The sequence below is a fragment of the Clostridium sp. HGF2 genome (assembly GCF_964240115.1).
Taxonomy (GTDB): Bacteria; Bacillota_I; Bacilli_A; order Erysipelotrichales; family Erysipelotrichaceae; genus Clostridium_AQ; species Clostridium_AQ innocuum.
Genome location: NZ_CAXSSO010000002.1, coordinates 492,438 through 512,667, shown reverse-complemented (window position 1 = coordinate 512,667; position 20,230 = coordinate 492,438). Strand labels below are relative to the sequence as shown.

20 protein-coding genes and 1 tRNA gene are annotated in these 20,230 nt (G+C 43.4%); 2 read left to right on the top strand and 19 right to left on the bottom strand.

The genetic code is table 11. The annotated features are described in order from the left end of the window. Window positions 1-557 precede the first annotated feature (557 nt). The 16 genes from ACESPQ_RS06260 to ACESPQ_RS06185 form a co-directional block, all read right to left on the bottom strand. A complete protein-coding gene (locus ACESPQ_RS06260) occupies window positions 558-947 on the bottom strand; it encodes a hypothetical protein (protein ID WP_373144090.1) in 390 nt (129 codons plus the stop codon). A gap of 635 nt (window positions 948-1,582) precedes the next feature. Continuing rightward, entirely contained in the window at window positions 1,583-1,807 is a 225-nt protein-coding gene (locus tag ACESPQ_RS06255; RefSeq protein ID WP_008819084.1) for a hypothetical protein, read from the bottom strand. Between the two features lie 362 nt (window positions 1,808-2,169). Then, window positions 2,170-2,412 (bottom strand): helix-turn-helix domain-containing protein, encoded by a 243-nt coding sequence (locus ACESPQ_RS06250; RefSeq protein WP_373144089.1) that lies wholly within the window; start codon window positions 2,410-2,412, stop codon window positions 2,170-2,172. 264 nt (window positions 2,413-2,676) lie between these two features. After that, window positions 2,677-2,862 carry a hypothetical protein gene (locus ACESPQ_RS06245; protein ID WP_008819086.1) on the bottom strand — a complete coding sequence of 62 codons (186 nt, stop codon included), beginning with the start codon at window positions 2,860-2,862 and terminating at the stop codon, window positions 2,677-2,679. Window positions 2,863-2,919: 57 nt separating this feature from the next. Further along, the gene (locus tag ACESPQ_RS06240; RefSeq protein WP_373144088.1) at window positions 2,920-3,480 is read right to left on the bottom strand and encodes a hypothetical protein; all 561 of its coding nucleotides are present in this window, start codon (window positions 3,478-3,480) and stop codon (window positions 2,920-2,922) included. A 68-nt stretch (window positions 3,481-3,548) separates the two neighbouring features. Then, complete coding sequence (locus ACESPQ_RS06235) at window positions 3,549-4,565, bottom strand: ParB N-terminal domain-containing protein (protein ID WP_257369439.1); 1,017 nt, start codon at window positions 4,563-4,565, stop codon at window positions 3,549-3,551. A gap of 1 nt (window position 4,566) precedes the next feature. Next, window positions 4,567-5,289 (bottom strand): ParA family protein, encoded by a 723-nt coding sequence (locus ACESPQ_RS06230; protein ID WP_373144087.1) that lies wholly within the window; start codon window positions 5,287-5,289, stop codon window positions 4,567-4,569. A gap of 59 nt (window positions 5,290-5,348) precedes the next feature. Further along, window positions 5,349-5,513, bottom strand: coding sequence for a hypothetical protein (locus tag ACESPQ_RS06225; RefSeq protein ID WP_002609150.1), 165 nt, complete (start codon window positions 5,511-5,513; stop codon window positions 5,349-5,351). Further along, entirely contained in the window at window positions 5,510-5,776 is a 267-nt protein-coding gene (locus ACESPQ_RS06220; protein WP_021420971.1) for a hypothetical protein, read from the bottom strand. The genes ACESPQ_RS06225 and ACESPQ_RS06220 overlap by 4 nt, the downstream gene beginning before the upstream one ends. Before the next feature lie 205 nt (window positions 5,777-5,981). Next, entirely contained in the window at window positions 5,982-6,473 is a 492-nt protein-coding gene (locus tag ACESPQ_RS06215; RefSeq protein ID WP_373144086.1) for a thermonuclease family protein, read from the bottom strand. A gap of 179 nt (window positions 6,474-6,652) precedes the next feature. Further along, window positions 6,653-6,880: a hypothetical protein gene (locus tag ACESPQ_RS06210; protein WP_257275914.1), complete on the bottom strand. Its 228-nt coding sequence runs from the start codon at window positions 6,878-6,880 to the stop codon at window positions 6,653-6,655. A 45-nt stretch (window positions 6,881-6,925) separates the two neighbouring features. After that, a complete protein-coding gene (locus tag ACESPQ_RS06205) occupies window positions 6,926-7,600 on the bottom strand; it encodes a hypothetical protein (protein ID WP_373144084.1) in 675 nt (224 codons plus the stop codon). 273 nt (window positions 7,601-7,873) lie between these two features. Continuing rightward, the gene (locus tag ACESPQ_RS06200; protein WP_373144083.1) at window positions 7,874-9,421 is read right to left on the bottom strand and encodes a hypothetical protein; all 1,548 of its coding nucleotides are present in this window, start codon (window positions 9,419-9,421) and stop codon (window positions 7,874-7,876) included. After that, on the bottom strand, window positions 9,405-9,728 hold the full coding sequence (locus ACESPQ_RS06195) for a hypothetical protein (RefSeq protein WP_373144082.1): 324 nt from the start codon (window positions 9,726-9,728) through the stop codon (window positions 9,405-9,407). The genes ACESPQ_RS06200 and ACESPQ_RS06195 overlap by 17 nt, the downstream gene beginning before the upstream one ends. A gap of 122 nt (window positions 9,729-9,850) precedes the next feature. After that, window positions 9,851-9,926 (bottom strand) — tRNA-Glu (locus ACESPQ_RS06190). A 286-nt stretch (window positions 9,927-10,212) separates the two neighbouring features. Further along, a complete protein-coding gene (locus ACESPQ_RS06185; protein WP_373144081.1) occupies window positions 10,213-11,589 on the bottom strand; it encodes a neurofilament protein in 1,377 nt (458 codons plus the stop codon). Window positions 11,590-11,902: 313 nt separating this feature from the next. Between ACESPQ_RS06185 and ACESPQ_RS06180 the strand changes: the two genes are divergently transcribed. Then, on the top strand, window positions 11,903-13,198 hold the full coding sequence (locus ACESPQ_RS06180) for a S1C family serine protease (RefSeq protein ID WP_373144080.1): 1,296 nt from the start codon (window positions 11,903-11,905) through the stop codon (window positions 13,196-13,198). 281 nt (window positions 13,199-13,479) lie between these two features. Here ACESPQ_RS06180 and malQ read toward each other — a convergent pair whose 3' ends face one another. The 3 genes from malQ to ACESPQ_RS06165 all read right to left on the bottom strand — a co-directional run bounded on the left by malQ (window position 13,480) and on the right by ACESPQ_RS06165 (window position 18,014). After that, the gene (gene malQ, locus ACESPQ_RS06175; RefSeq protein WP_002608332.1) at window positions 13,480-14,952 is read right to left on the bottom strand and encodes a 4-alpha-glucanotransferase; all 1,473 of its coding nucleotides are present in this window, start codon (window positions 14,950-14,952) and stop codon (window positions 13,480-13,482) included. A gap of 8 nt (window positions 14,953-14,960) precedes the next feature. Beyond that, on the bottom strand, window positions 14,961-17,219 hold the full coding sequence (glgP, locus tag ACESPQ_RS06170; protein ID WP_118002073.1) for a glycogen/starch/alpha-glucan family phosphorylase: 2,259 nt from the start codon (window positions 17,217-17,219) through the stop codon (window positions 14,961-14,963). A 183-nt stretch (window positions 17,220-17,402) separates the two neighbouring features. Then, a complete protein-coding gene (locus tag ACESPQ_RS06165) occupies window positions 17,403-18,014 on the bottom strand; it encodes a TetR/AcrR family transcriptional regulator (RefSeq protein WP_002608330.1) in 612 nt (203 codons plus the stop codon). Between the two features lie 229 nt (window positions 18,015-18,243). Here ACESPQ_RS06165 and ACESPQ_RS06160 point away from each other — a divergent pair, with 229 nt between their 5' ends. Continuing rightward, window positions 18,244-20,229, top strand: coding sequence for an FAD-dependent oxidoreductase (locus tag ACESPQ_RS06160; RefSeq protein ID WP_257379567.1), 1,986 nt, complete (start codon window positions 18,244-18,246; stop codon window positions 20,227-20,229). Window position 20,230: the final 1 nt, after the last annotated feature.

The window sequence follows — 20,230 nt, the reverse complement described above, 5'->3', positions numbered from 1 at the left end:
CATTTTACTCTCATGTTTCTACGATCGTCCAGAAGATGGGATATTGCGGAAAAGAATCTCAACTTTTTACAGTACTGACTGGTTTTCACAATTTCATCTGTTTCCGAGAACGATGATGTATTCCGGGAACATTAGCATGATTTTCTCCGCTCCGTATGTAAGCTCCTATGTTTATGCCGAGATATGGCTCATGACACCTTTTCATATGAATATCCATCTTATCGGATCTTTTTCATAAGATGTTTGGTAGGAATGCTCGAATGTACCAGTGACTGGTACATTTTTTATTCGTCATATCCTGCTCGTCTATCAGCTTCATCACTTACCTTGTAAAGGGCATATGACAATATGCTGAATGAAATGCATACGATTCCAATGATAAGGATCCATACCATCGATAGCCTCCTTCCTTTGTACCAGTGACTGGTACATTTTCATAACAAAGTCTATATGAGTTTTTTTTGCTTATTCTTCTTCATGATGTTTTCGCTTCTCCGTATCTGCTTTTCCTAGCAGATAACAGAGGAAGGCAGATAGATTGATGATCAGAAATATGATCAGACTTCTTGCTTCTTCCATTGCTCTATTTCCTTACAATATTTATTCTGTAGCTTATAATAGGTAGATAGAGATCTATGCAATTGTTCAGCAGCTTCTGCTGCTGTTATTTTATTTTTAGATTGCAGATATGCCAGCTTCAAAAATTTCTTACTACAAGGAACCTCAAGGCGTCCTATACGGACACCATTCTGTTGCGCATTCTGTATCCCGATACGCTGCTTCTCCCTGCGTGTCGTTTCCTCTTCAAAGACGCTTTCACACACTTGTATCAAACATACGAATGGTGCCAACATTTCCTTATCGATTTCTTCATTAGGCAGTTGTTCATAGCACATCTTTGCGCTTGGTAATGTTTTTGATAATTCTGTATATGTTTCAATCTTCATGTGATTCCTCCTCACTGTGACCTCATCTATAAAAACCGATATACGTTCCTGTACCAGTGAGTGGTACATCCTCTTAGAAATTCGTCGTTAGATCCTTTTTTACGAATTCATCTAACGATACCTGAAAGAAATCGGCAAGCTTCAAAACTACTTCTATCCTCATATTTCCATCATTTTTTTAGATAATATCTGAAGCGTATTTGTATTGATACCTGTTTCTTTTGCAATTTTTCTAAAGGATAGATCTTCTCTAAACTTTAGATAATTGAAATTTTTTTGTAGATACATCATACTCATCCTTTCTGTTTTGAAAGCTGTAGCGAATTACACGACTATGATCTGTTGTAGAAGCCGGCAGAGAAACGGAACTGATGTCATCTCCTGGTAGAAAGGAGATGATGTTTATGGAATTTTTAATTTTGTAAATATAATTTTATTGATTATCAGGACTCTTATTGAGTTATATAAAACTTCTAAGAAGTAAGATATGATTCATATTAGTTTTTTGGTTTTCATAAGTATCAGTTCAAATTACAGTTCTTATCTCAAAAATCCTTGAGATGTATAGACTGTAATCGCTACTCTGTCGACTTCTACAACAGATTTTTGTACCACTCACTGGTACATATTTTGAATTATGTATTTTTCTCTAGATTTTCAAGATCTATTTTAACCAATTCATCTAGACTTACATTTAACAATTCAGCAAGTTTTACTACTATCTCGATACGCACATTATTTTGATCACCATTACTTACTATATTTATCGTTTCTGTACCACATTTGAGGAATGATCTGATATCTCGATAAGTAAGATTATTTTTCTTTTTTAAATAATTGAAGTTTTTTTGTAAATACATTTAAAATCCTCACTTTCCATGATATACTTTCTATAATGAACAAGTAATTGTTCATTTCTGCTGTTACAGTCGGCAGGGAATCTGGACAGATATCGTCTCCTGTAGAAAGGAGCCGATGATTATGGAATATTTTGATTACATAATTAAGATCTTAACAATAGTTTCTAGTATTCTCGCGATTTATAAATCTTATAAAGATTTATAATCTCGGTAGTAATGATTCTCGTTGAGGCTCTGTCCATTTCCATAGCACTTATTTTACAGAAGATGAGGCTATGGTGATTCTCTGCCGACTGCAACAGCAGATTTTTTTTGTACCATTCACTGGTACATTTATAATGACGCTCTATATGTATTCCGTTTTATGTATCGTTTGCTTTATCCTCTATATTGTTTTTACATTTCAAATCAACATTTACAAATTCATCAAGACTGATATTGAAAAACTGAGCTAATGTAACGATGACCAATATCTGATGATTTGGAGTTTTACCACATTCTATATAGTAAAGAGTAACATAGTTGATATTCGTCAACTCTCCAAGCTCACGATAACTCAATTTCCTTTTTCTTCTACAGTATGCAAGATTCTCTTTTATCTTCATGTATAAGACTCCTTGATTTGCATTCCTGTTACTACAGATTCATCCCAATATATACAATCCCGGCTTCGTTGGTGTGATGCCATTATCACACCAACTGAAAAAGCATATATCTTCATTTTCAAACAAATGCATCGCATCGGTGTAGAAAGGGATCCTCACCGTTTGCTGACTGTTTTTTTGCATTCTCAATTTCCAAATTTCTGTCCTCGTATACTGCAAACTATCCGGCATATCATAGTACAAATATCGATGGCTTGCTTTTCTCTAGGATGTTGTGATTCGATGACCGTGGGCTGCATCGGTCTCCAGAATGAAGCGATACTTCATTCGATAGAAATCGATCCTCTCTATTTGAAAATACAAGTAAGAAACAGGTGTTTTCGTGATCGGCAGAGTAGACATGAGCCTTTTTGTTTCCCTTACGATATAGAATCTTTTCCAGAATATCATATGCACGTACTCCTTTCTTTGCTGTACCACTCACTGGTACACTTGATCTTTCGTTGTTTACTGAGATATAGAGGAATATGGATAAACGATAGGTTCCATAGCTTTCGACAGAGATTTACATATCGAAAATAGAAGGAAGATAAGGAATATATGATAAAGGATATCTGTGTTTCCAATATCTGCTATGAATAGATATATGACACCACTAATCGGCAGGTAGGGGAGCATACGAAGGTATTTATCTATATTGATAGATTTCTTTTTACACATCCACCTCGTGCATTCAATATCGACGATGATCACAGTGAAGCAAGCAAACAACGCACGACAGCCTTCGAATGAGAACATGTATTTTTCTTTGCCGAATGGTGGGTCCATGACGATCTGCCACATGATCTTCATGAGCAGATAATTCATCGCAAGGTGTGTGATCGTTTTGCTTATATTGACCATATGCAAAGCAACTTTATATTTTCTTCTTTTCCTTTCAGATATCTGAGCGATCAGCTCTTTTCGGTCCTCTGCGTATAGCTCTTGTACGATCGTGGTCACATTGATCGCTACACTTACGATTGATTTTTTTATCCTGCAGGATATATCCGTTCTGCGATTTTTCATTTCTCCTCCTTATGTGTTTCCATGTTATGCACGACCTTGTACCAGTCACTGGTACAAAGATATAGGACCTACGCCTCTTCACAGACCAGACCTAATCCTTCCATCAATGTATCGATCTCTCGTTGGATCTTTTGAAACTGTGCATATTCATTACGGAATTCGACACCACGGAGTTTCGGCTCCAGTTTCTCCATGTTATTGACGATATCCGTCATGATATCCTCGATCGTTTCTACAGGGGGCGTATCTGTTATGCTGTCCCATGCTTCACTTTCTAAGGCTTCCTCATCCTCTGTATCCTTCCTTTGATCTACATCCTCTATATCGATTTCTTGAATCTCATCGTGTTCATCATAATAGAGTTGCTTTTCGATCGGCTGCTCTTGCGCATGCTTTGCTTCTTTGTAGGATTCCACCGCTTTCTTACTGTAGGTATCATGTTCGTTTAGAAATCGGCGTTGTTCCTCTTCATCCAGATCCACCAGTGTCGCAGCGGCATCAAGAGGCAGTTCTTCTTTCCGGATGCTCTCTCTGACTTCCTCTGATGCATGATTCAGGATCTTTTCATAATTGGCTACCTGGGATTTCTTCAGCCCCATCTCACTTGCGATGATCGTCTGGATACGCCCCGGGATGTTTTCCCCGGCCTCCTTCTTTGCTTTGTATATCTCTTTCAGTTCCTCGACAGCTTCCAGTTTTTCGGCATTCGTCAACGGATCATTTTCAATATTATTGAGGATCAGCCGTTTCCGTGCGTCTATATCACTCATCGTCAAGACCTTACAGGGGATATATTCGTAGGTCATATCTCCATGTTCGATATTCCGCAGGATCGCAGAATATCGGCGTTCCCCTCCGATCAGTTCTACTTCGTATCTGTCATTTTCTATCTTTCGCACCAGAAGGTTGTTTTCCAGACCGTCCTCCTGGATATCTTCAGCCAATTCATCGATTCTTCTTAATTCGCGATTCCGTTGCGGTCGCTTTATCTTCGTGTAATGGATATTCATGATGTGATTGTCAAAGCCCAGTTTTTTTCCTGCAGAGCTTTGCATGAATTCCCCGAGGATACTTTTCTTCGCCATATCATATTACCTCCAGTATTTCTTTTGTGAGCCTTTCGTAGTCTCTGGCAGCCTTCGATGTATACCGGTAGCGATAAGAGAGCGGCGCATGATGCTGCCTTGCTCTTCGGACTGGTATCCGATTCTCCCGGATATAGGTGTCGAAGCATAATGTTCCGATATCCTCTTTCAAAGCTGTAAATAGATTCTCTGCATATTTGCTTCTGTCCACCATCGTTGCCAGGACCCTGCAGCGGATGCTTTCCCCAAACAATGCCATCAGTTCCTGGATTGTCGTCATGACGCCTCTCATAGAATCGTCTTCCAGCAGGGTTGGGATGATGACCAGGTCACTGATCTTCAGTATTTCTGCGGTGAGCTTATTGAAATAGGGCGATGTGTCGATGATGAAGTGATCATAATCCTCTCGGATTGGTAATACCTGTTTTATCAAGATATCGTCCTGTACCTCTGTACTGGCAAGATAATCATTACCCGGCAGGATATCCAGATCTTTAAACCTTGTTTTGTAGATACACTTTCGTACCGGCATCCATTCCAGCATCCCGATGACAGTCCGGCTATACTTTCTACTCGTCAGCCCTTCGGTCGCATTGCATTGTGGATCCAGATCGATGAGCAGCACATGTTTCCTGTTCAGTGTGAGATCGTATGCTAGATTCTTGGCGGTTGTCGTCTTTCCACTGCCACCTTTTCTGTTTGTTATAGCGATGATTTTATTCATTTCTATTTCTCCTCTTTACGTTTTTGTTTTCGTTTTCGTTGTACCAGTGAGTGGTACCGCTAGATCCGTTTCTCTATTTCTATGAATTGCAGCAGCTTCTTGCTGTTTTTCTTTTTGGAAGGGGTCACCTTACTTTCTTCCACGATGATATAATCCTCCCGGATCTTCTTTAGAAGCTGCGTCCTTTCACTTTCGTGTACGAATTCTAACCGTAGGATCATCATGTCCTATCTCCCGCAAAACGTGGTACGAAGTATCCAAAATCATGTGATGGGAAGTTATCCCGGACGATGTGATTCCGGATGCCGCAAACATCATGTACGAAGTTGAAATCATCTGCGGCCAATAAGTCATCCCAACGTACGTGGAACGTCTCATCTGCACTTTCAAGATCCATCATGATTCCAAGAAGATCCTCCTCCATCTGTATGATCTGCATATCCTTTGCACGCTCTATGATCAGCTCATATTGTTTTGTATGTGACATAATTTCATCTCCTCATGGTCTAATACTTCTATTCTTAAATTTATATATCCAAACTTATTCAATGCCTGTTTCACTGGCATATCCAACATCTTTGTGAGTTCCTCGTAAGATATTTCTTCAGTCTCACATTCACAATTTGCATTACTATCAAAATAAATCGTAAACTTATACGTGTGGATTCTCTTTTTCATTCATAAAATTCTCCTTATTCCTTATCCCATAGACCCGGCTCTCGCTCTTTCGCTTCTTTCTCTGCTTTTTGCAATCTGCCGGTATACGTATACTCATCGTATAGGTACGCTACTTTGGCGTATCCCTTTCGTATGAGCTTTTCCTGCAGTAATTCATCATCTACGAACACCCACGCCAGGCACCTTCCGTACGTATCGGTCTTTTCTTTTTCATATTCCAAACGGATCTCTTTTGCGCTGCTAAGGGCATCACATGTATATTGGCTTGCTTCTTTGCCATAGGGTTGTACCGGCGTGTTTGGCTTTTTCGTCTCCGGTGTATCGATAGCTAGGAATCGCACCTTCGTATCTTGCCCATCGATCATAAAATGTGCGGTATCGCCATCCGTACATTTTGTCAGCTTCACGCCTTCCTGTTCCAACGGCTGCAGTTTCTTTAACCCGGGTAATGCTGCTGAGAGTATGATTGCCGATACGATGATGATACATCTGATTTTTTTCATCATTTCCGTTTTTCCTTTCTATTCATGACGCTTTCACCTCTTCCAAGCATCTTGGAAGGTTTCCCACATGAAGTGATAGACGTTATGCAATCCTTTTTGTCGAATCCATTTCTGCATTTCAATATGTTGTGCATATCCGACACAGCCTTGATGTAAGTAGCGCAACATATGAAGTACAGCTGTTATCTTCTGTTTCCGCATAGGCATCTGACGAGGTAGGTCGTTCCGCTTTTTCCTTCCCCGCTATGATCGATCGTGAGGAACTCACAATCGTAACCCTCTTCTCGTAGGAGGGGCAATAATTCATCTCCGAGTTCTTTTGCGATCTTCCTTCCGATGGCACAATTACCGTATCTTTTCAGATGTGATAGTACCCATGCAGGGACCCTTCCAGTTTTTGATTTCTTCATGTCACACTACCTCCTTCTCCTGTTTCATCCAGTTCGAACAGTGACTCACTCATAACAGAAATTTCCAAGGATCTCACGCAGCATAGCTTCCAGACGATATATATCCCTCGTCATCTTTATCCGCACATAGTCGATACTGTCGTCTTGTTTTGGCAGTTGTTTGAAACATTCTCGCAGGTGATACTGTAATTCCTGTTGATGTTCTTTCGTATAGCTGCGTAGGCGAGTTTCCACTTCCTTCCACGAGATCTTTTCATATGTACAAACGCGCTGCAGGTCATTACAGCTGTTTCCGTATCCACCGTCAAATTCGACAGTATTATATGTATTGATAAAAAAGTATACGCACTCATGATCCTGGTCTTCCATGATCACGCCATTCTCTACCATTGTTGCTTTTATCCATTCGAAGTAAAGGGGAGTATAGCGGAATGCCTCCTGTATACAGCGTTTCTGCGCATCCGATTCCGCCTGTTGGAGTGCATCCGTTTCTGTCAATGGGGTCGTATGATGTGGGTATAACGCCTCATTGCGTCGCTGATACCACTGTTGTGCTGCTTCCGTCTCCTCATCTCCTCCACGATGCTCATCGGAAGAGACCAAGTCGTATATGAAGGATTCCAGGAGTTTGGAAACCTTCTGATCGTGCTGTGCTGCAGCTTTTACGAGCTGTTCTGCCTCTGTTGCCGTAAGTCTTAGTTTTATGCTGTATTCTTTCATGTTCTTGTCCTTCTTTCTTTCGTTTTCGTCAGCAAGGGGATGCCCCTCAAAAGGCTATCAATGGGGAAACTTATGGTTGTTCTATCTCTGCGAAAACACCCTTGCACAGATTTTTCAATGCTGCCTATTTTTTTGCAACTCCCTTATCTCTGCACATCTGAGTACATGCACCACGGCTTGTTTTCAGCCGTTTTAGGAGTTGTTTCTTCGATATAGGTTATAGGCATACCTGCTAAATTAACGTATTTCTATAGCCCTCGTTTCCGCTTGTGTTTAGGTCACGGACACATCCAGATCACGGACTAGGTAATCCAGGGCTGTCTGTGCATACCCCATCCATTTTTCAAGCTGTTGTTGCCTTTGATAGGTGAGCCGTAGTCGATAGTCATCTGTTTCTCTTCTTTCCTTCAGCCTATCCATGTAATCTTTTAATAAGATCTTGAATCTGGAGGGATTCTGCTTGATATGCTGCAGGTCCCTCGTGACTAGAGATCTGTCGACCGCAAGGATATCGGCGATATCTTTGTTCTTCAGATGATGTACGTTCTTCAGTTCACATACTCTCGTTCTCCTTTCCAGGATCTCCTGCTGTTTGGGTGTTAGATTCGTCAGTGTATTCTTGCGTTTCCTTTTGGCATACTCTGATTTCTTCAACCACTTCCGCTTAAGCACTCTTAGCCTTTTTTGCTCAACCATCGCGATATTCAGTTTTTCGATAATCTTCGCAATCGAACATTTGTGTCTCCCCGGCGATGGTCTGCAAACAGTTTCCACTTCCTTTTCAGACAAGGGCTGATGCATCTCCTTATTCAGCTCCATAGCAAGGTCGACCGATTCCTTGATCGTATATCCCGACCAGACGGCTCTTTCTCTTACAAGATATAGCAGCAACTCTCGGTATCCTTCATACTGGCAGTTATGATTCCTTAGGATGATCAGCTTTCGCATGTCTTCATAGAAATCTTTAAAATAAGGTTTCCTTGCCGATATGTCCTTTTTCACTTCCTTCTCCGGCTTTTTCTTTTTTTCCTTTTTCAGCCGATGTTGCTTGACCTCCTCCACTGACCAGGGGAGCATTTCAATGAAATCCTGGATACGGTAATCCGTATCCTCATACTGCAGGATCCTTACCTGTCTTCCGGATTTACTGTTGATCGTACCGGGTAGTCGTATCACCTGCGTGATGAGCATCGCACCGGCATCGATGCATAATTCTTCAAAACGGATATAGAACGCCTTCATGATGGCTCTGTAGAGACCTTCCATATGGTAGGAACAGTGCTGGAATGCATAGATGACATAAAGACCACGACCGGAATCCATGACAGCAGTCGGAGGGAAGGGAAGCTTGTCCTTAATCTTCTTTTTATAAAATCTTTCAGCTTCCCAGTCCATAAACCTGTCATCCTTGTAATAGTCAAAATCCAATACCATAGCATTGATATGTCTGACATTACTGCCTGCTTTCTCAGGCTTATAAAAGCTATTGAGTGAATAATAGACATCTTCCGCTTGAGTGAACATCATTTCTTCACATTGGTCCAGAAAGATAGAGGTCTGCAGCATATGATCATACATACATCGTTTTCCTTTATCCATCCGGATATGTTCGCAATCTTTCAGCAAGGCTTTTGCGCCGGCCGGAGTGATATGTAGCTGATTTACAGCCGTTTGCATATCCATACCTTTACATAAAAGAGACATCAGCTCTTCCAATCGTTCATACCTCGATTTTTCCTCCCAAGTGGTGAGGATGGATGAATAACAGGTATCATCAGCACCGGCATGGATCTTTTTTATCAACTCAAGTCCCGGGATCATTCTTTACCTCCTCTCCATCTCTATTGAACAACCCATGATCATTCAGAATATCCAATGTGTCGTCAACCTTACTGATCAATGCAATATTTTCTCTGACATCCTCAGGTAAGTCATCCCAAGTGTTATCTTTAGAAGCAAGGAACGCAAACTCAGGATTTCTGGCAACGGCAAGTAAGATAACACGAACTAATTTTCCATAAGTATTGATATTTAACCGTGTTCTAAGTTCTTCAACTTGGTTCATTTCTTGCGGAGTGAAGTTAGAAACGATTCTTTTATTGCGTATAATGTCCGTTTTGTCAGCCATATCCATACCTCCGAATAACAAAAAAGTGGTACCCAACTATAAACTTTAAGGAAAGATTATAGTCAGATACCACAGATTTATAAAAAAACGAACTATTTGTCATAGTTCGTCCAAATTGCATTTGGTGACGCGTACGGGATTCGAACCCGTGAATGCTTGCGTGAAAGGCAAGTGAGTTAACCGTTTCTCCAACGCGCCATACTTCTAACTGCCTGTATAGTATAACAAATAATATTCCCTTACGTCAAGCATTTTCTTCATTTTTTAGAAAAAAATATTCCCCATCAGGATTCTCTCAGAAAATCCATGTATAACGTCTCTCATGAGAAACACCCACCAAGTTTATAAATGACCTATTATGTTATCATGTTTTGTAAGCTCCATATCGTAACGTAAATCCTGCAATCACTATCTGCATTGGATTTCAGCAAAGCAGCATAAAGAAAGACCGGTAGATCATACGATTCCCGGTCTTAGCTTTCATTTATTTGTTAATGATATCCATGATGTTCTGGTAGTACGTATAACGTCCGTCAACATACTGCAGGGACTCATAGGCAAGTGCCTTCGCCTTGTTGAAGTCGATGTCTTCATACACAGAAGCAAAACGGTAATAAATATAGTCCTTAATCTGGTTGTCACGCAGGATATAGCCATAGCATTCATCACCATGACCGAAATCACCATGCTTGATGTAAAGGTCTGCAACATCCAGCAGGATATTCAACTGATATTTCTCATACAGATCACTGTACTGGGAAAGCACCGCAAATGCAAAGTCCTCATAGAATTTTACATCATCATACTGCCAGCCTGGTAGAATTGCATATGCAAACTGGAAGAAGTGTGCTACAAACGCATCCACATCCGCACCGATCAAATCACTGACGATCGCTGCATCTGTAATGTTTTTGCGCTGCCCGATCATCAGCAGCTTCTCACACACCTTGAACTCCTTCAGGTATTCCGCAGCATTTGCTTCCGCATCTGCTGTCATCTCAGCCTTCAGACATGCCGTGATATCCTTTTTCAGTTCTTTATAATCCATAGCCTTTACATCCATGGTATCCGCTACCTTTTCCAGAACGACAGAAATCAAATCCGTATCAAAGCCGTCCTTATCATATGTGAAACCCTTTTCCAAAAGAGCATTTCCATCGATGATGTTTTTCGCAATTTGTTTACTGTCTGCCTCATCAAGCAGGAATCTTGTATAGTCCTCGTATACATGCTGCACACCCATTGCCTGTGCCTTTTGAATTGCTTCATCCAGGGACAGTGCTGCATAAGCCTCCAGCTTTTCCTTATCTGCCTTTTTCGGTGCTGCTTTTTTCGCTGCTGCCTTTTTTGCCGCAGGCTTCTTCTCTGCCTTCTTTTCCTCAGTCTTCTTCACAGCCTTTTTCGCTGTCGGCTCTGCTTTTTTCGCTGCTGCTGTTTTCTTTGCAGCTTTCTTTACCGGTTTATCCTCTGCCTTTACTGCTTCCTCTTTGCTTTCTTCTTTTTTCGTTGTTTTCTTTGCCGCAGTTTTTTTCGCTACCGGCTTTTTCTTAGTCTCCGCTTTTGCTTCTGTCGGCTTCTTTACCCCTGTAGTTTTCGCTGCACTTGTTTCCAGCTTCACGGTATCCTTTGTTTCGATTTTCTCTGGTGCAGGTGCTGTAGTCAGCTTTTCTGCTTCCTTCGCAGTCGTGATTTTTTCAATCTTTTTCGTTGTTAGTTTTTCCGGTTCCTTCTCTGCTGTTATTTTCTTCGCTTCCGGTTCCGCTGTTAGCTTCAGCTGTTCCTGTGCTGTCTTTGATTCTGTCTTAGCTGCAGCCTTGGCTGTTTTCTTTGTTAATGTTTTCTTTTTTGTAGTTTTAGCCATGTGTTTTTACCCTCCGACATTTTCACTTTTCTTATCTTATGTTAATCGCATAATACAGACGATATTCATTTCTTTTCAGAAAATCCCTTTTCATTATAGCACAACATGTCTGTATGGTTAAGGAAGTTTCCGTGTTTTTCTTTGTAAAATCTTTTATTTTCGATTTTTTCCGGCATGTTTTCACACATTCCATCCAGAATTCATAAGAAATTCACACATTTACTATATTTTTCTGAGATAATGTTTTTGTAAAATAAGACTCGTAAAATGACTATGTCACTTGTAGTCTTATGCATAGAAGGAGGACACACATATGGAAGACTTTGAAGTATATGAAGAACATAATGAGGAAGATGTTAAAAAAAATTCGTTCAATGAAAAATCAGAAAACACGGAAATGAACATGGATGATGCAGCTGCAGGGGCACCTTTGCAGAAGGAAAAAAAGCCATCGTTTATGAAGCGTCACAAAAATGCCTGCATCATCAGCGGATGTCTGCTGATTTCCATCGGAGGCGGATTTGGAGGAGCAACACTGGCATATCAGCTGAGCAAATCGAATGGAAACGGAACCGTGCTTTATCAGGCAGTTGAGAAAACGAATTCTTCCAAAAGCAATACAGCAAACGCGACCAGTATGTCAGTCAAGGATATCGCGAATGAGGCCATGGAAAGCGTTGTGGAGATAAAAACAGAATCAGTTTCCACGAATGAGTTTTTCCAACAGGCAGTTCAGTCAGGTGCCGGCAGCGGTGTCATTCTTAGCAAGGATGGATACATCGTGACAAACAATCATGTAATTGACGGTGCAAGCAAAATCAAGGTAACAACCAAGGATGGAAAGTCTTACGATGCCAAACTGATAGGCAATGATTCCTCCACCGATCTGGCTGTTATAAAGGTCGAGGCAAGCAACCTAAAGCCTGCTGTACTGGGCAACAGCTCCAAGCTGGAAGTAGGGGATACCGCAGTTGCGATTGGAAACCCACTTGGTGAACTTGGCGGTACCGTGACAAGCGGCATCATTTCCGCACTGGATCGGGAAGTGACGATAGATAATCAGACAATGCATCTTCTACAGACAAATGCTGCTATCAACCCGGGAAATTCCGGTGGCGGTTTGTTCAATGATCAGGGTGAACTGATCGGTATTGTTAATGCCAAATCCAGTGGTTCCAATATCGAAGGTCTTGGTTTTGCAATTCCTATCGACCGTGCAAAGGATGTTATCACAAATCTAATTGAAAACGGTTATGTAAAGGGACGCGCATCTCTGGGAGTTACACTGACCCTGGGTACCAGCAACAATCCATTCAGCTCCGATACCAGCACACAGGTCTATATCGCAAGTGTCGTGGAAGGTAAGGCAGCTGATAAAGCAGGACTGCAGGCCGGTGATCAGATTTTAAAAGTAGATGACAAGGATGTAGAAAGTATTTCCGATGTTAAAACCGTGGTAAATTCCCACAAGGCTGGAGAAACTATGAAAATTACCGTCCTGCGGGATCGTTCCACTAAGACCTTTACAGTCACACTTGGAGAAGCTGACAATACCACTTCCTCCTCGGATGAGGGCACTTCCCGGCAGACGCCAAACCAGAATCGCTGATACTTATCAGCTCGCATATTTTTCCTAACGCAGCAATAAAACAAAAAGCTTTTTCATCCATGAAATCTAAAATGTATGAAAAAGCTTTTTATGCTGTATCGTTTTTGGTTCCTGATCTACAGCCTGGTAAAAGGAATTCAGTATGTATGTAAAACGAATTGAAAACAGAAAAACAGTGAAGATATCTATCATCATAACGAAAAGGGCAATCCGGTTCTATCCATACGACAGACAGGATACCCTTTTTTCAGCTTCCATGTTCAATATATTGATTATCTCAATCAGCTGCGCCCGCCTGCTTGCATCCATTCTCCCAGCTTTGGCAGCAGTGCATAAAATTCCTTGAGGTTTTTCACCTTCCACTCCCAGTTCGGACTGCCGATCGTTCCCGGTGTATTGAGGCGCCCCTCACTTTTCAAGCCAAGGATATCACTCATTGGCAGGATGACCACATCGGCGGCACTATCCAGACAATAACGAATCACCAGTTCGTGAAACATTCGGTTATCATAGCCGCAGTTATGGAAAAATCTGCGCAGGGCGATACGCCGATTCTGTGTCAATAGCTGATAAAAGCCCTCCAGTGTATCATTATCATGCGTTCCCGTATATAAAACGATATGCTCTTTCCGCGGCTTCTTCAAAAGCTTAGGCTGCAGCTCAAAGGATATGACATTCATGCCCATCAGGTTGTAATGATCACGCAGCTTGCCAACCTGTCTGCGCAGATCGCCCAAATCCTCTGCAATCAGACGGATATCCGGGAATCGGCGGAACACCTCATCAAAAAACTCATAGGAAGGTCCCATGATCCATTCTCCATCCTTTGCAGTCGGACAGGATGCCGGTATTTTCCAATAGGTATCAAAGGCACGGAAATGATCCAGACGGATGATATCATACTGCTGCTGATTCCAGGCGAGCCGTTCCATCCAGAAATCATAGTGATCCTTTTTCATCTGCTTCCAGTTATAGATTGGATTTCCCCAGCGTTGTCCGTCGTCACTGAAATAATCCGGCGGTACTCCTGCGATATGACTTGGATTTCCCTGCGGATCCAGCAGGAAATCCTCCTGATTCTGCCAGACATCCGCACTGTCCAGTCCGACATAAAACGGAAGATCGCCCATGATTTCCACACCATGTGCGTTCGCATATGCTTTTACCTGATTCCACTGCTTATAGAAGATGAACTGCAGAAACTGTTCATAACGGATTTCCTCTTCAAACTCCTTCAACGAAAAGCGGCGGTTGCGAATCCATTCACGCTGCTCCTTTGGCCACTGTGTCCAGCTTGCCATCTGATTATGCTTTTTCAGCGTTATGAAAACAGCGTATGGATACAGCCATGGAGCAGTGGAACAAAACAGCTGGTATTCCTGAGCAAAGGTATCCTGCATCTTCAAAAAGGTCTTGTATGCCTTTTTCAGATACGGTGCCTTGAAAGCACGAACCCCGTCATAATCCACCTTTTCTGAAAATTTATTATAATTGCGGATAGAGCTTTGCTTAAGCAGTCCGTAATCTGCCAGTGTATCCACACTGATGTAGATTTCATCCCCTGCGTACGATGAAAACGGCTGGTAGGGCGAATTCCCATAGCCTACAGGGTTCAGTGGCAAAATCTGCCAGATGCGGATATGCTGTTTACTGATGGCATCTATGAGCCGATAGGTGTGTTTGCCGAAATCACCGATTCCCTGATTTCCAGGCAATGACGAAATAGGCATTAAAATTCCAGTTTGTCTCTCCATAATTCCTCCTATCCTAAGTTCCAGATGTCACGGTCATAATCCTCAATCGTACGTTTGCTGGAGAAGAAGGAGCTGCATGCGATATTGTGCAGCATTTTCCGTCCCCAAAGCTTGCGGTTCTCATAATCCTTCAGCATCTGTTCCTTACATGCTATATACTCTCTGGTATCCAGCAGCGTCATGAACCAGTCCTTGTTCAGCAGCTCCTGATAAAAGCGATGCAGCGATTTTCGATCTCCTGTCGCAAGCATTTCCTCACCGATCAGATAATCCACCAGCTCCTGCAGCAGAGCATCCTGTTCATAATAATCCCGTGAACAGTAATCTGCCTTTTCATAATGCGCAATGACCTCTTCACTGCTTTTTCCAAAGATATAAATATTGTCTTCCTCAACCAGATCGGCAATCTCCACATTGGCACCGTCCCGAGTTCCCAGCGTCAGCGCACCGTTCAGCATAAACTTCATGTTTCCTGTCCCGCTGGCTTCCTTGCTTGCCAGTGAGATCTGCTCGGATATGTCGCTTGCCGGAATGATCAGCTCCGCTTCGCTCACATTGTAATTTTCAATGAAGCAGACCTGCAGATACGGAGATACCCTGGCATCGTGTTCAATGATATCCTGCAGACAGAGCAGCACATGAATGATATCCTTGGCAATCGTATATGCAGGTGCCGCCTTGGCTCCGAAAATACAGGTGATCGGCCGCTTTGGCAGATTTCCTTTGCGAATTTCCTTCAGTTTATAAATAATCCACAGCGCATTCATCTGCTGGCGCTTGTATTCATGCAGCCGTTTGACCTGCGTATCGAAGATACTGTTGGGATTGATTGCCACCCTCTGCTTGTTGCGGATATGTGTACACCATTCCCGTTTCTTTTCCTGTTTAATGGCCTGCAGATGTGCAATGACATCCGCATCCTGTGCATAGGCATGCAGCTCTGCAAGGCGCTCATCCTGCCAGGAATCCATATGCAGCAGCTCCATCAGATACGTATACAGCTGTGTATTGCAGGCATGCAGCCAGCGGGTAAAGGTGATACCATTGGTTTTATTTTTAAATTTTTTAGGATACAGCTCATAAAAGGCATGCAGCTCGCTTTGCTTCAGTATCTCTGTGTGCAAAGCCGCAACCCCGTTGACGCTTTTTCCAAAATGTATATCCATATGTGCCATATGCATGCGATTGTCCGCATCGATCAATGCCACACCAGCTGCACTGCAGCGCTGATCTGCTGCGGTATCCAGTGCCTGCAGAATGCCGCACAAATGCGGAACTACGGTTTTCAGATAGGACATCGGCCAGGTTTCCAGAGCCTCTGCCAGAATCGTATGATTGGTGTATGCACACGTTTTTTCAACAATGCGCACCGCCTCCTTCATACGAATACCCTCCTGCATCAGCTGATATATCAGCTCCGGTATGATCAGAGATGGATGGGTATCATTGATTTGAATCACGGCATGCTCATACAGTCTGTGCAGATCATGCCCTAGCTGCTTCTGTTCCTCCAGAATCATATGCGCACCGCAGGCTACCATGAAATACTGCTGGTAAATGCGAAGCAGTCTGCCCTGCTCATCACTGTCATCCGGATACAGAAACAGCGTCAGATTCCGTCGGATATCCGTTTTATCGAACTGAATGCCCTCTTTAACGATGCCCTCCTCAACACTTTCCACATCAAACAGATGCAGACGGTTCTTTTTCCCGTCAAAGCCGATAACATCCATATCGTAGCGCACCGGCTGCAGGGTACAGCATGGAAGCTTAACCTGAAAATCAACCGGCACCCTATCAAACCAGCTGACCGTGTCGATCCATGCGTTTGGCAGCTCTGTCTGCTTATGATTTAGAAAGCGCTGTTCAAACAGGCCGAAGTGATAATACAGACCGATCCCGTCCCCGCACAGATTCAGCTCTGCAATGGAATCCAGAAAGCATGCGGCCAGTCTTCCAAGACCGCCGTTACCAAGACTTGGCTCCTGCTCAATATCCTGTATTTCCTTCCATGTCCAGCCATATTCCCCGACAAGAGTCTTTACATCCTCCAGAGCATGCAGATGAATCAGATTGCTTGTCAGCATTTTTCCCAGCAAAAACTCTGCGGAGATATAGTACAGCTTCCGCTTTGATACAACAGGCTCCAGCTTTGCCATCTGCTTGCGCACCGCACGGTTGATTGCCTTGTAAAGTGTCCCGGCAGTTGGCTTGCATCCCGCTGCATTTCGTATATCCTGAATCAGTTCCTGTCTCATGAACGTCATAAATTGCCTCCTTTACACAAATATGTAAGCGTTTATCATTTATCAATATTTTAACACAAATCACTAAGGAATACGTGAAGAATTTAAAAAAAGTACAGTTTTTTCAAATTTCTGTACTTTTTATTCATTTTTCTGTGAATTTCGTGCTATCCGCATTGTATGTATACCTGTTTTGTATGATAATCACAAAGAAATGGACGGATTCGCAATATATGCCTGCAAATATCCCTCTGCCATATGATAGATATAGTCCCGCACATTGATTTCTCCGTTTCGGATACACCAGTAATAGATTACCCCCCTGCTCATAATCAGCAGATCCTCCAAAAGCTTTTCGATATCCGTATCCGTTTTCAGACAGCACTCCCTCACCGCACGCTGCAAAAGACAGCGCAGACCGTCGGGCAGACCGCGTGCATTGGACGCAAAAAAGGTATTTCCATTGTCGATTTGCGCCTTGTACACATTTTTGATACTGTCAATCCCCATCGTTTCCGCATAGCCGCATTGCTCACACAGGTACTGCAAAATCGCTTCCAGCGGCGGCAGCTGCCTGCAGACAGGCAGAATATCGTTCACGAAGACATCATCCACATCGCGGTACAGCTCCACAATGATGTCGGATTTCGTTTTAAAATGATGATAGAAGGCACCCACGGATATGTCCGCTTCCCTGCAGATCATGGATATGCTGAGCTCATCAAAGGTATGCTCACGCAGCAGTCCTGTGCATACAGTAAGTATATTGGAGCGCGTCTGCAATGCCTGTTCCTTCCGCGTTTGTTTTTTTTCCATCCAACTGACCTCCTGTGGGTAAAGCAAGATTCTGAAATTGCCTAATGACGATTCGCCTCAAAAGCTTTCTCCGGTATCCTCTTCACCCGATTTCCAGTTGATTATATCATACCTGACACAGACATACAAATCCTTTCAGCGAATGTATTCGGCAAGTGTTGACAACGCTTACATTGCCTGTTAGAATGAAACTAGATATTGACCGAACGTATTCGGTAAGGAGGACTTTATGACACATCATCGAGAGTTGTTTCAACCAACAGGCATTGGCTCCTGTACATTGAAAAACAGGATTTCCATGGCACCCATGGGGCCGGTCGGGTATGCGGATTCCTTCGGCGGCTTCAACCAGCGCCTGCAGGATTATTACGTAGAGCGCGCAAAAAACAACGTTGGTTTGATCATCACGGGTATCTGCTCCGTCGATATGAGTATCGAGGGCATCCCCGCAAACGGTCTGCCATGCCCGACAAGCAATCCGCTTGCTTTCATTCACAGTACCTATAGCATGAATGACCGCATTCATGCATACGGCTCCAAGATTTTTCTTCAGCTGACCGGCGGTCTGGGACGCAGTGCCCTGCCCGGCTTTACGGCAAAGCATATCGCTCCAAGTGAAAACACCAACCGCTTTGATCCGCGTATCACACATCGTGAAATGACCAAAGAGGAAATCATGAATCTGATCAGGCGCTTCATCGAATCTGCGGCGATTGCGAAAAAGTCAGGCTTTGACGGTGTGGAAATCCATGCGGTGCATGAAGGCTACCTGCTGGATCAGTTCGCCATTGCTTTATTTAATAAACGCAGCGATGAATTCGGCGGCTCTCTGGAAAACCGTCTGCGTGTTGCCACAGAGATTGTCAGGGGAATCAAAAAGGTCTGCGGACCTGACTTTCCTGTATCGCTGCGCTACAGTCTGAAAAGCTGTATGAAGGGTCTTCGGCAGGGAGGTCTGCCGCAGGAGGAATACACGGAGGTCGGAAAGGATATCGAGGAAGGCATTGCAGCTGCGAAGATCCTGGTTAATGCCGGCTATGATGCATTGAATGTGGATGCTGGAACCTATGATTCCTGGTACTGGAATCACCCACCGATGTATTTTGAAGACGGCATGTACCGCGAATTCGGAAGAATTCTGAAAAAAGAGGTCGACGTACCGATTATCTTAGCCGGGCGGATGGATGATCCGGATATGGCAGTGGAGGCATTGAAGGATTGCTGTGATATTATCAGCTACGGACGTCCGCTGCTGGCGGATGCGGAGTTCGCAGAAAAGGTCAGAACGGGAAGAACGGATGAAATCCGGCCATGTCTGGGCTGTCATGAGGGCTGTCTGGGAAGAATTGCCAATGGTCCGATTTGCTGTGCAGTAAATCCGGCGTGCGGACGTGAGGAAATTTACGGCATTACTGCAGCCTGTACAAAGAAAACCGTACTCGTTATCGGCGGAGGTGTTGCAGGACTGGAAACAGCACGGGTGTGTTCACTCAGAGGTCATTCTGTCATTCTGTGTGAAAAAAGCGATCAGCTGGGAGGTAACCTGATTCCCGGCGGTGTTCCGCATTTTAAACGCTATGACCGCAAGCTGATTTCCTATTACAAGCGTCAGCTGGAGCTGCTGAAGGTTGATGTCCGCTATCATCATGAGGTTACTCCAGATACAATCGACAGTTATCATGCGGATGTCATCGTATGTGCCAGCGGTTCAACACCGAGACATATGGAGGTTGAAGGACCTCTGCCAGTTGCGAGCGCGGACGAGGTGCTGCTGGGACAGAAAAACATCAGTGGCAATGTTGTCATCATCGGCGGCGGACTTGTCGGCTGTGAAACAGGAATCTGGCTGGCACAGCAGGGCAGCCATGTCACAGTTGTGGAAATAGCGGACGAAATTCTGGGAGGAGCCGGTGCTCTGCCGCATATGAATCATTTCATGCTGGAGGATCTGATTACCTACCACAGGATCGATGTGCACACCAAATCCAGCGTAGTGAAATCTAGCGATGAGGGTATTGTCATTTCTACGCCACAGGGTGAAAAGCTGCTGCCTGCGGACGGCATCATCACCTCTATCGGCTATATCGCAAACAACAGGATTTATGAGGAACTGAAGGATATGGATATCCAGGTATACAATATCGGAGATTCCAACCGGGTACATAATATCATGTATGCGATCTGGGATGCCTATGAGCTTGCAAGAAATATCTGAT

What these genes read in the sequence shown, in the direction of transcription:
- ACESPQ_RS06260 (WP_373144090.1), bottom strand. Translation starts at nt 947, where the DNA reads ATGAAGATTGAAACATATACAGAATTATCAAAAACATTACCAAGCGCA.
- ACESPQ_RS06255 (WP_008819084.1), bottom strand. Translation starts at nt 1,807, where the DNA reads ATGTATTTACAAAAAAACTTCAATTATTTAAAAAAGAAAAATAATCTT.
- ACESPQ_RS06250 (WP_373144089.1), bottom strand. Translation starts at nt 2,412, where the DNA reads ATGAAGATAAAAGAGAATCTTGCATACTGTAGAAGAAAAAGGAAATTG.
- ACESPQ_RS06245 (WP_008819086.1), bottom strand. Translation starts at nt 2,862, where the DNA reads ATGATATTCTGGAAAAGATTCTATATCGTAAGGGAAACAAAAAGGCTC.
- ACESPQ_RS06240 (WP_373144088.1), bottom strand. Translation starts at nt 3,480, where the DNA reads ATGAAAAATCGCAGAACGGATATATCCTGCAGGATAAAAAAATCAATC.
- ACESPQ_RS06235 (WP_257369439.1), bottom strand. Translation starts at nt 4,565, where the DNA reads ATGGCGAAGAAAAGTATCCTCGGGGAATTCATGCAAAGCTCTGCAGGA.
- ACESPQ_RS06230 (WP_373144087.1), bottom strand. Translation starts at nt 5,289, where the DNA reads ATGAATAAAATCATCGCTATAACAAACAGAAAAGGTGGCAGTGGAAAG.
- ACESPQ_RS06225 (WP_002609150.1), bottom strand. Translation starts at nt 5,513, where the DNA reads ATGATGATCCTACGGTTAGAATTCGTACACGAAAGTGAAAGGACGCAG.
- ACESPQ_RS06220 (WP_021420971.1), bottom strand. Translation starts at nt 5,776, where the DNA reads ATGTCACATACAAAACAATATGAGCTGATCATAGAGCGTGCAAAGGAT.
- ACESPQ_RS06215 (WP_373144086.1), bottom strand. Translation starts at nt 6,473, where the DNA reads ATGATGAAAAAAATCAGATGTATCATCATCGTATCGGCAATCATACTC.
- ACESPQ_RS06210 (WP_257275914.1), bottom strand. Translation starts at nt 6,880, where the DNA reads ATGAAGAAATCAAAAACTGGAAGGGTCCCTGCATGGGTACTATCACAT.
- ACESPQ_RS06205 (WP_373144084.1), bottom strand. Translation starts at nt 7,600, where the DNA reads ATGAAAGAATACAGCATAAAACTAAGACTTACGGCAACAGAGGCAGAA.
- ACESPQ_RS06200 (WP_373144083.1), bottom strand. Translation starts at nt 9,421, where the DNA reads ATGATCCCGGGACTTGAGTTGATAAAAAAGATCCATGCCGGTGCTGAT.
- ACESPQ_RS06195 (WP_373144082.1), bottom strand. Translation starts at nt 9,728, where the DNA reads ATGGCTGACAAAACGGACATTATACGCAATAAAAGAATCGTTTCTAAC.
- ACESPQ_RS06185 (WP_373144081.1), bottom strand. Translation starts at nt 11,589, where the DNA reads ATGGCTAAAACTACAAAAAAGAAAACATTAACAAAGAAAACAGCCAAG.
- ACESPQ_RS06180 (WP_373144080.1), top strand. Translation starts at nt 11,903, where the DNA reads ATGGAAGACTTTGAAGTATATGAAGAACATAATGAGGAAGATGTTAAA.
- malQ (WP_002608332.1), bottom strand. Translation starts at nt 14,952, where the DNA reads ATGGAGAGACAAACTGGAATTTTAATGCCTATTTCGTCATTGCCTGGA.
- glgP (WP_118002073.1), bottom strand. Translation starts at nt 17,219, where the DNA reads ATGACGTTCATGAGACAGGAACTGATTCAGGATATACGAAATGCAGCG.
- ACESPQ_RS06165 (WP_002608330.1), bottom strand. Translation starts at nt 18,014, where the DNA reads ATGGAAAAAAAACAAACGCGGAAGGAACAGGCATTGCAGACGCGCTCC.
- ACESPQ_RS06160 (WP_257379567.1), top strand. Translation starts at nt 18,244, where the DNA reads ATGACACATCATCGAGAGTTGTTTCAACCAACAGGCATTGGCTCCTGT.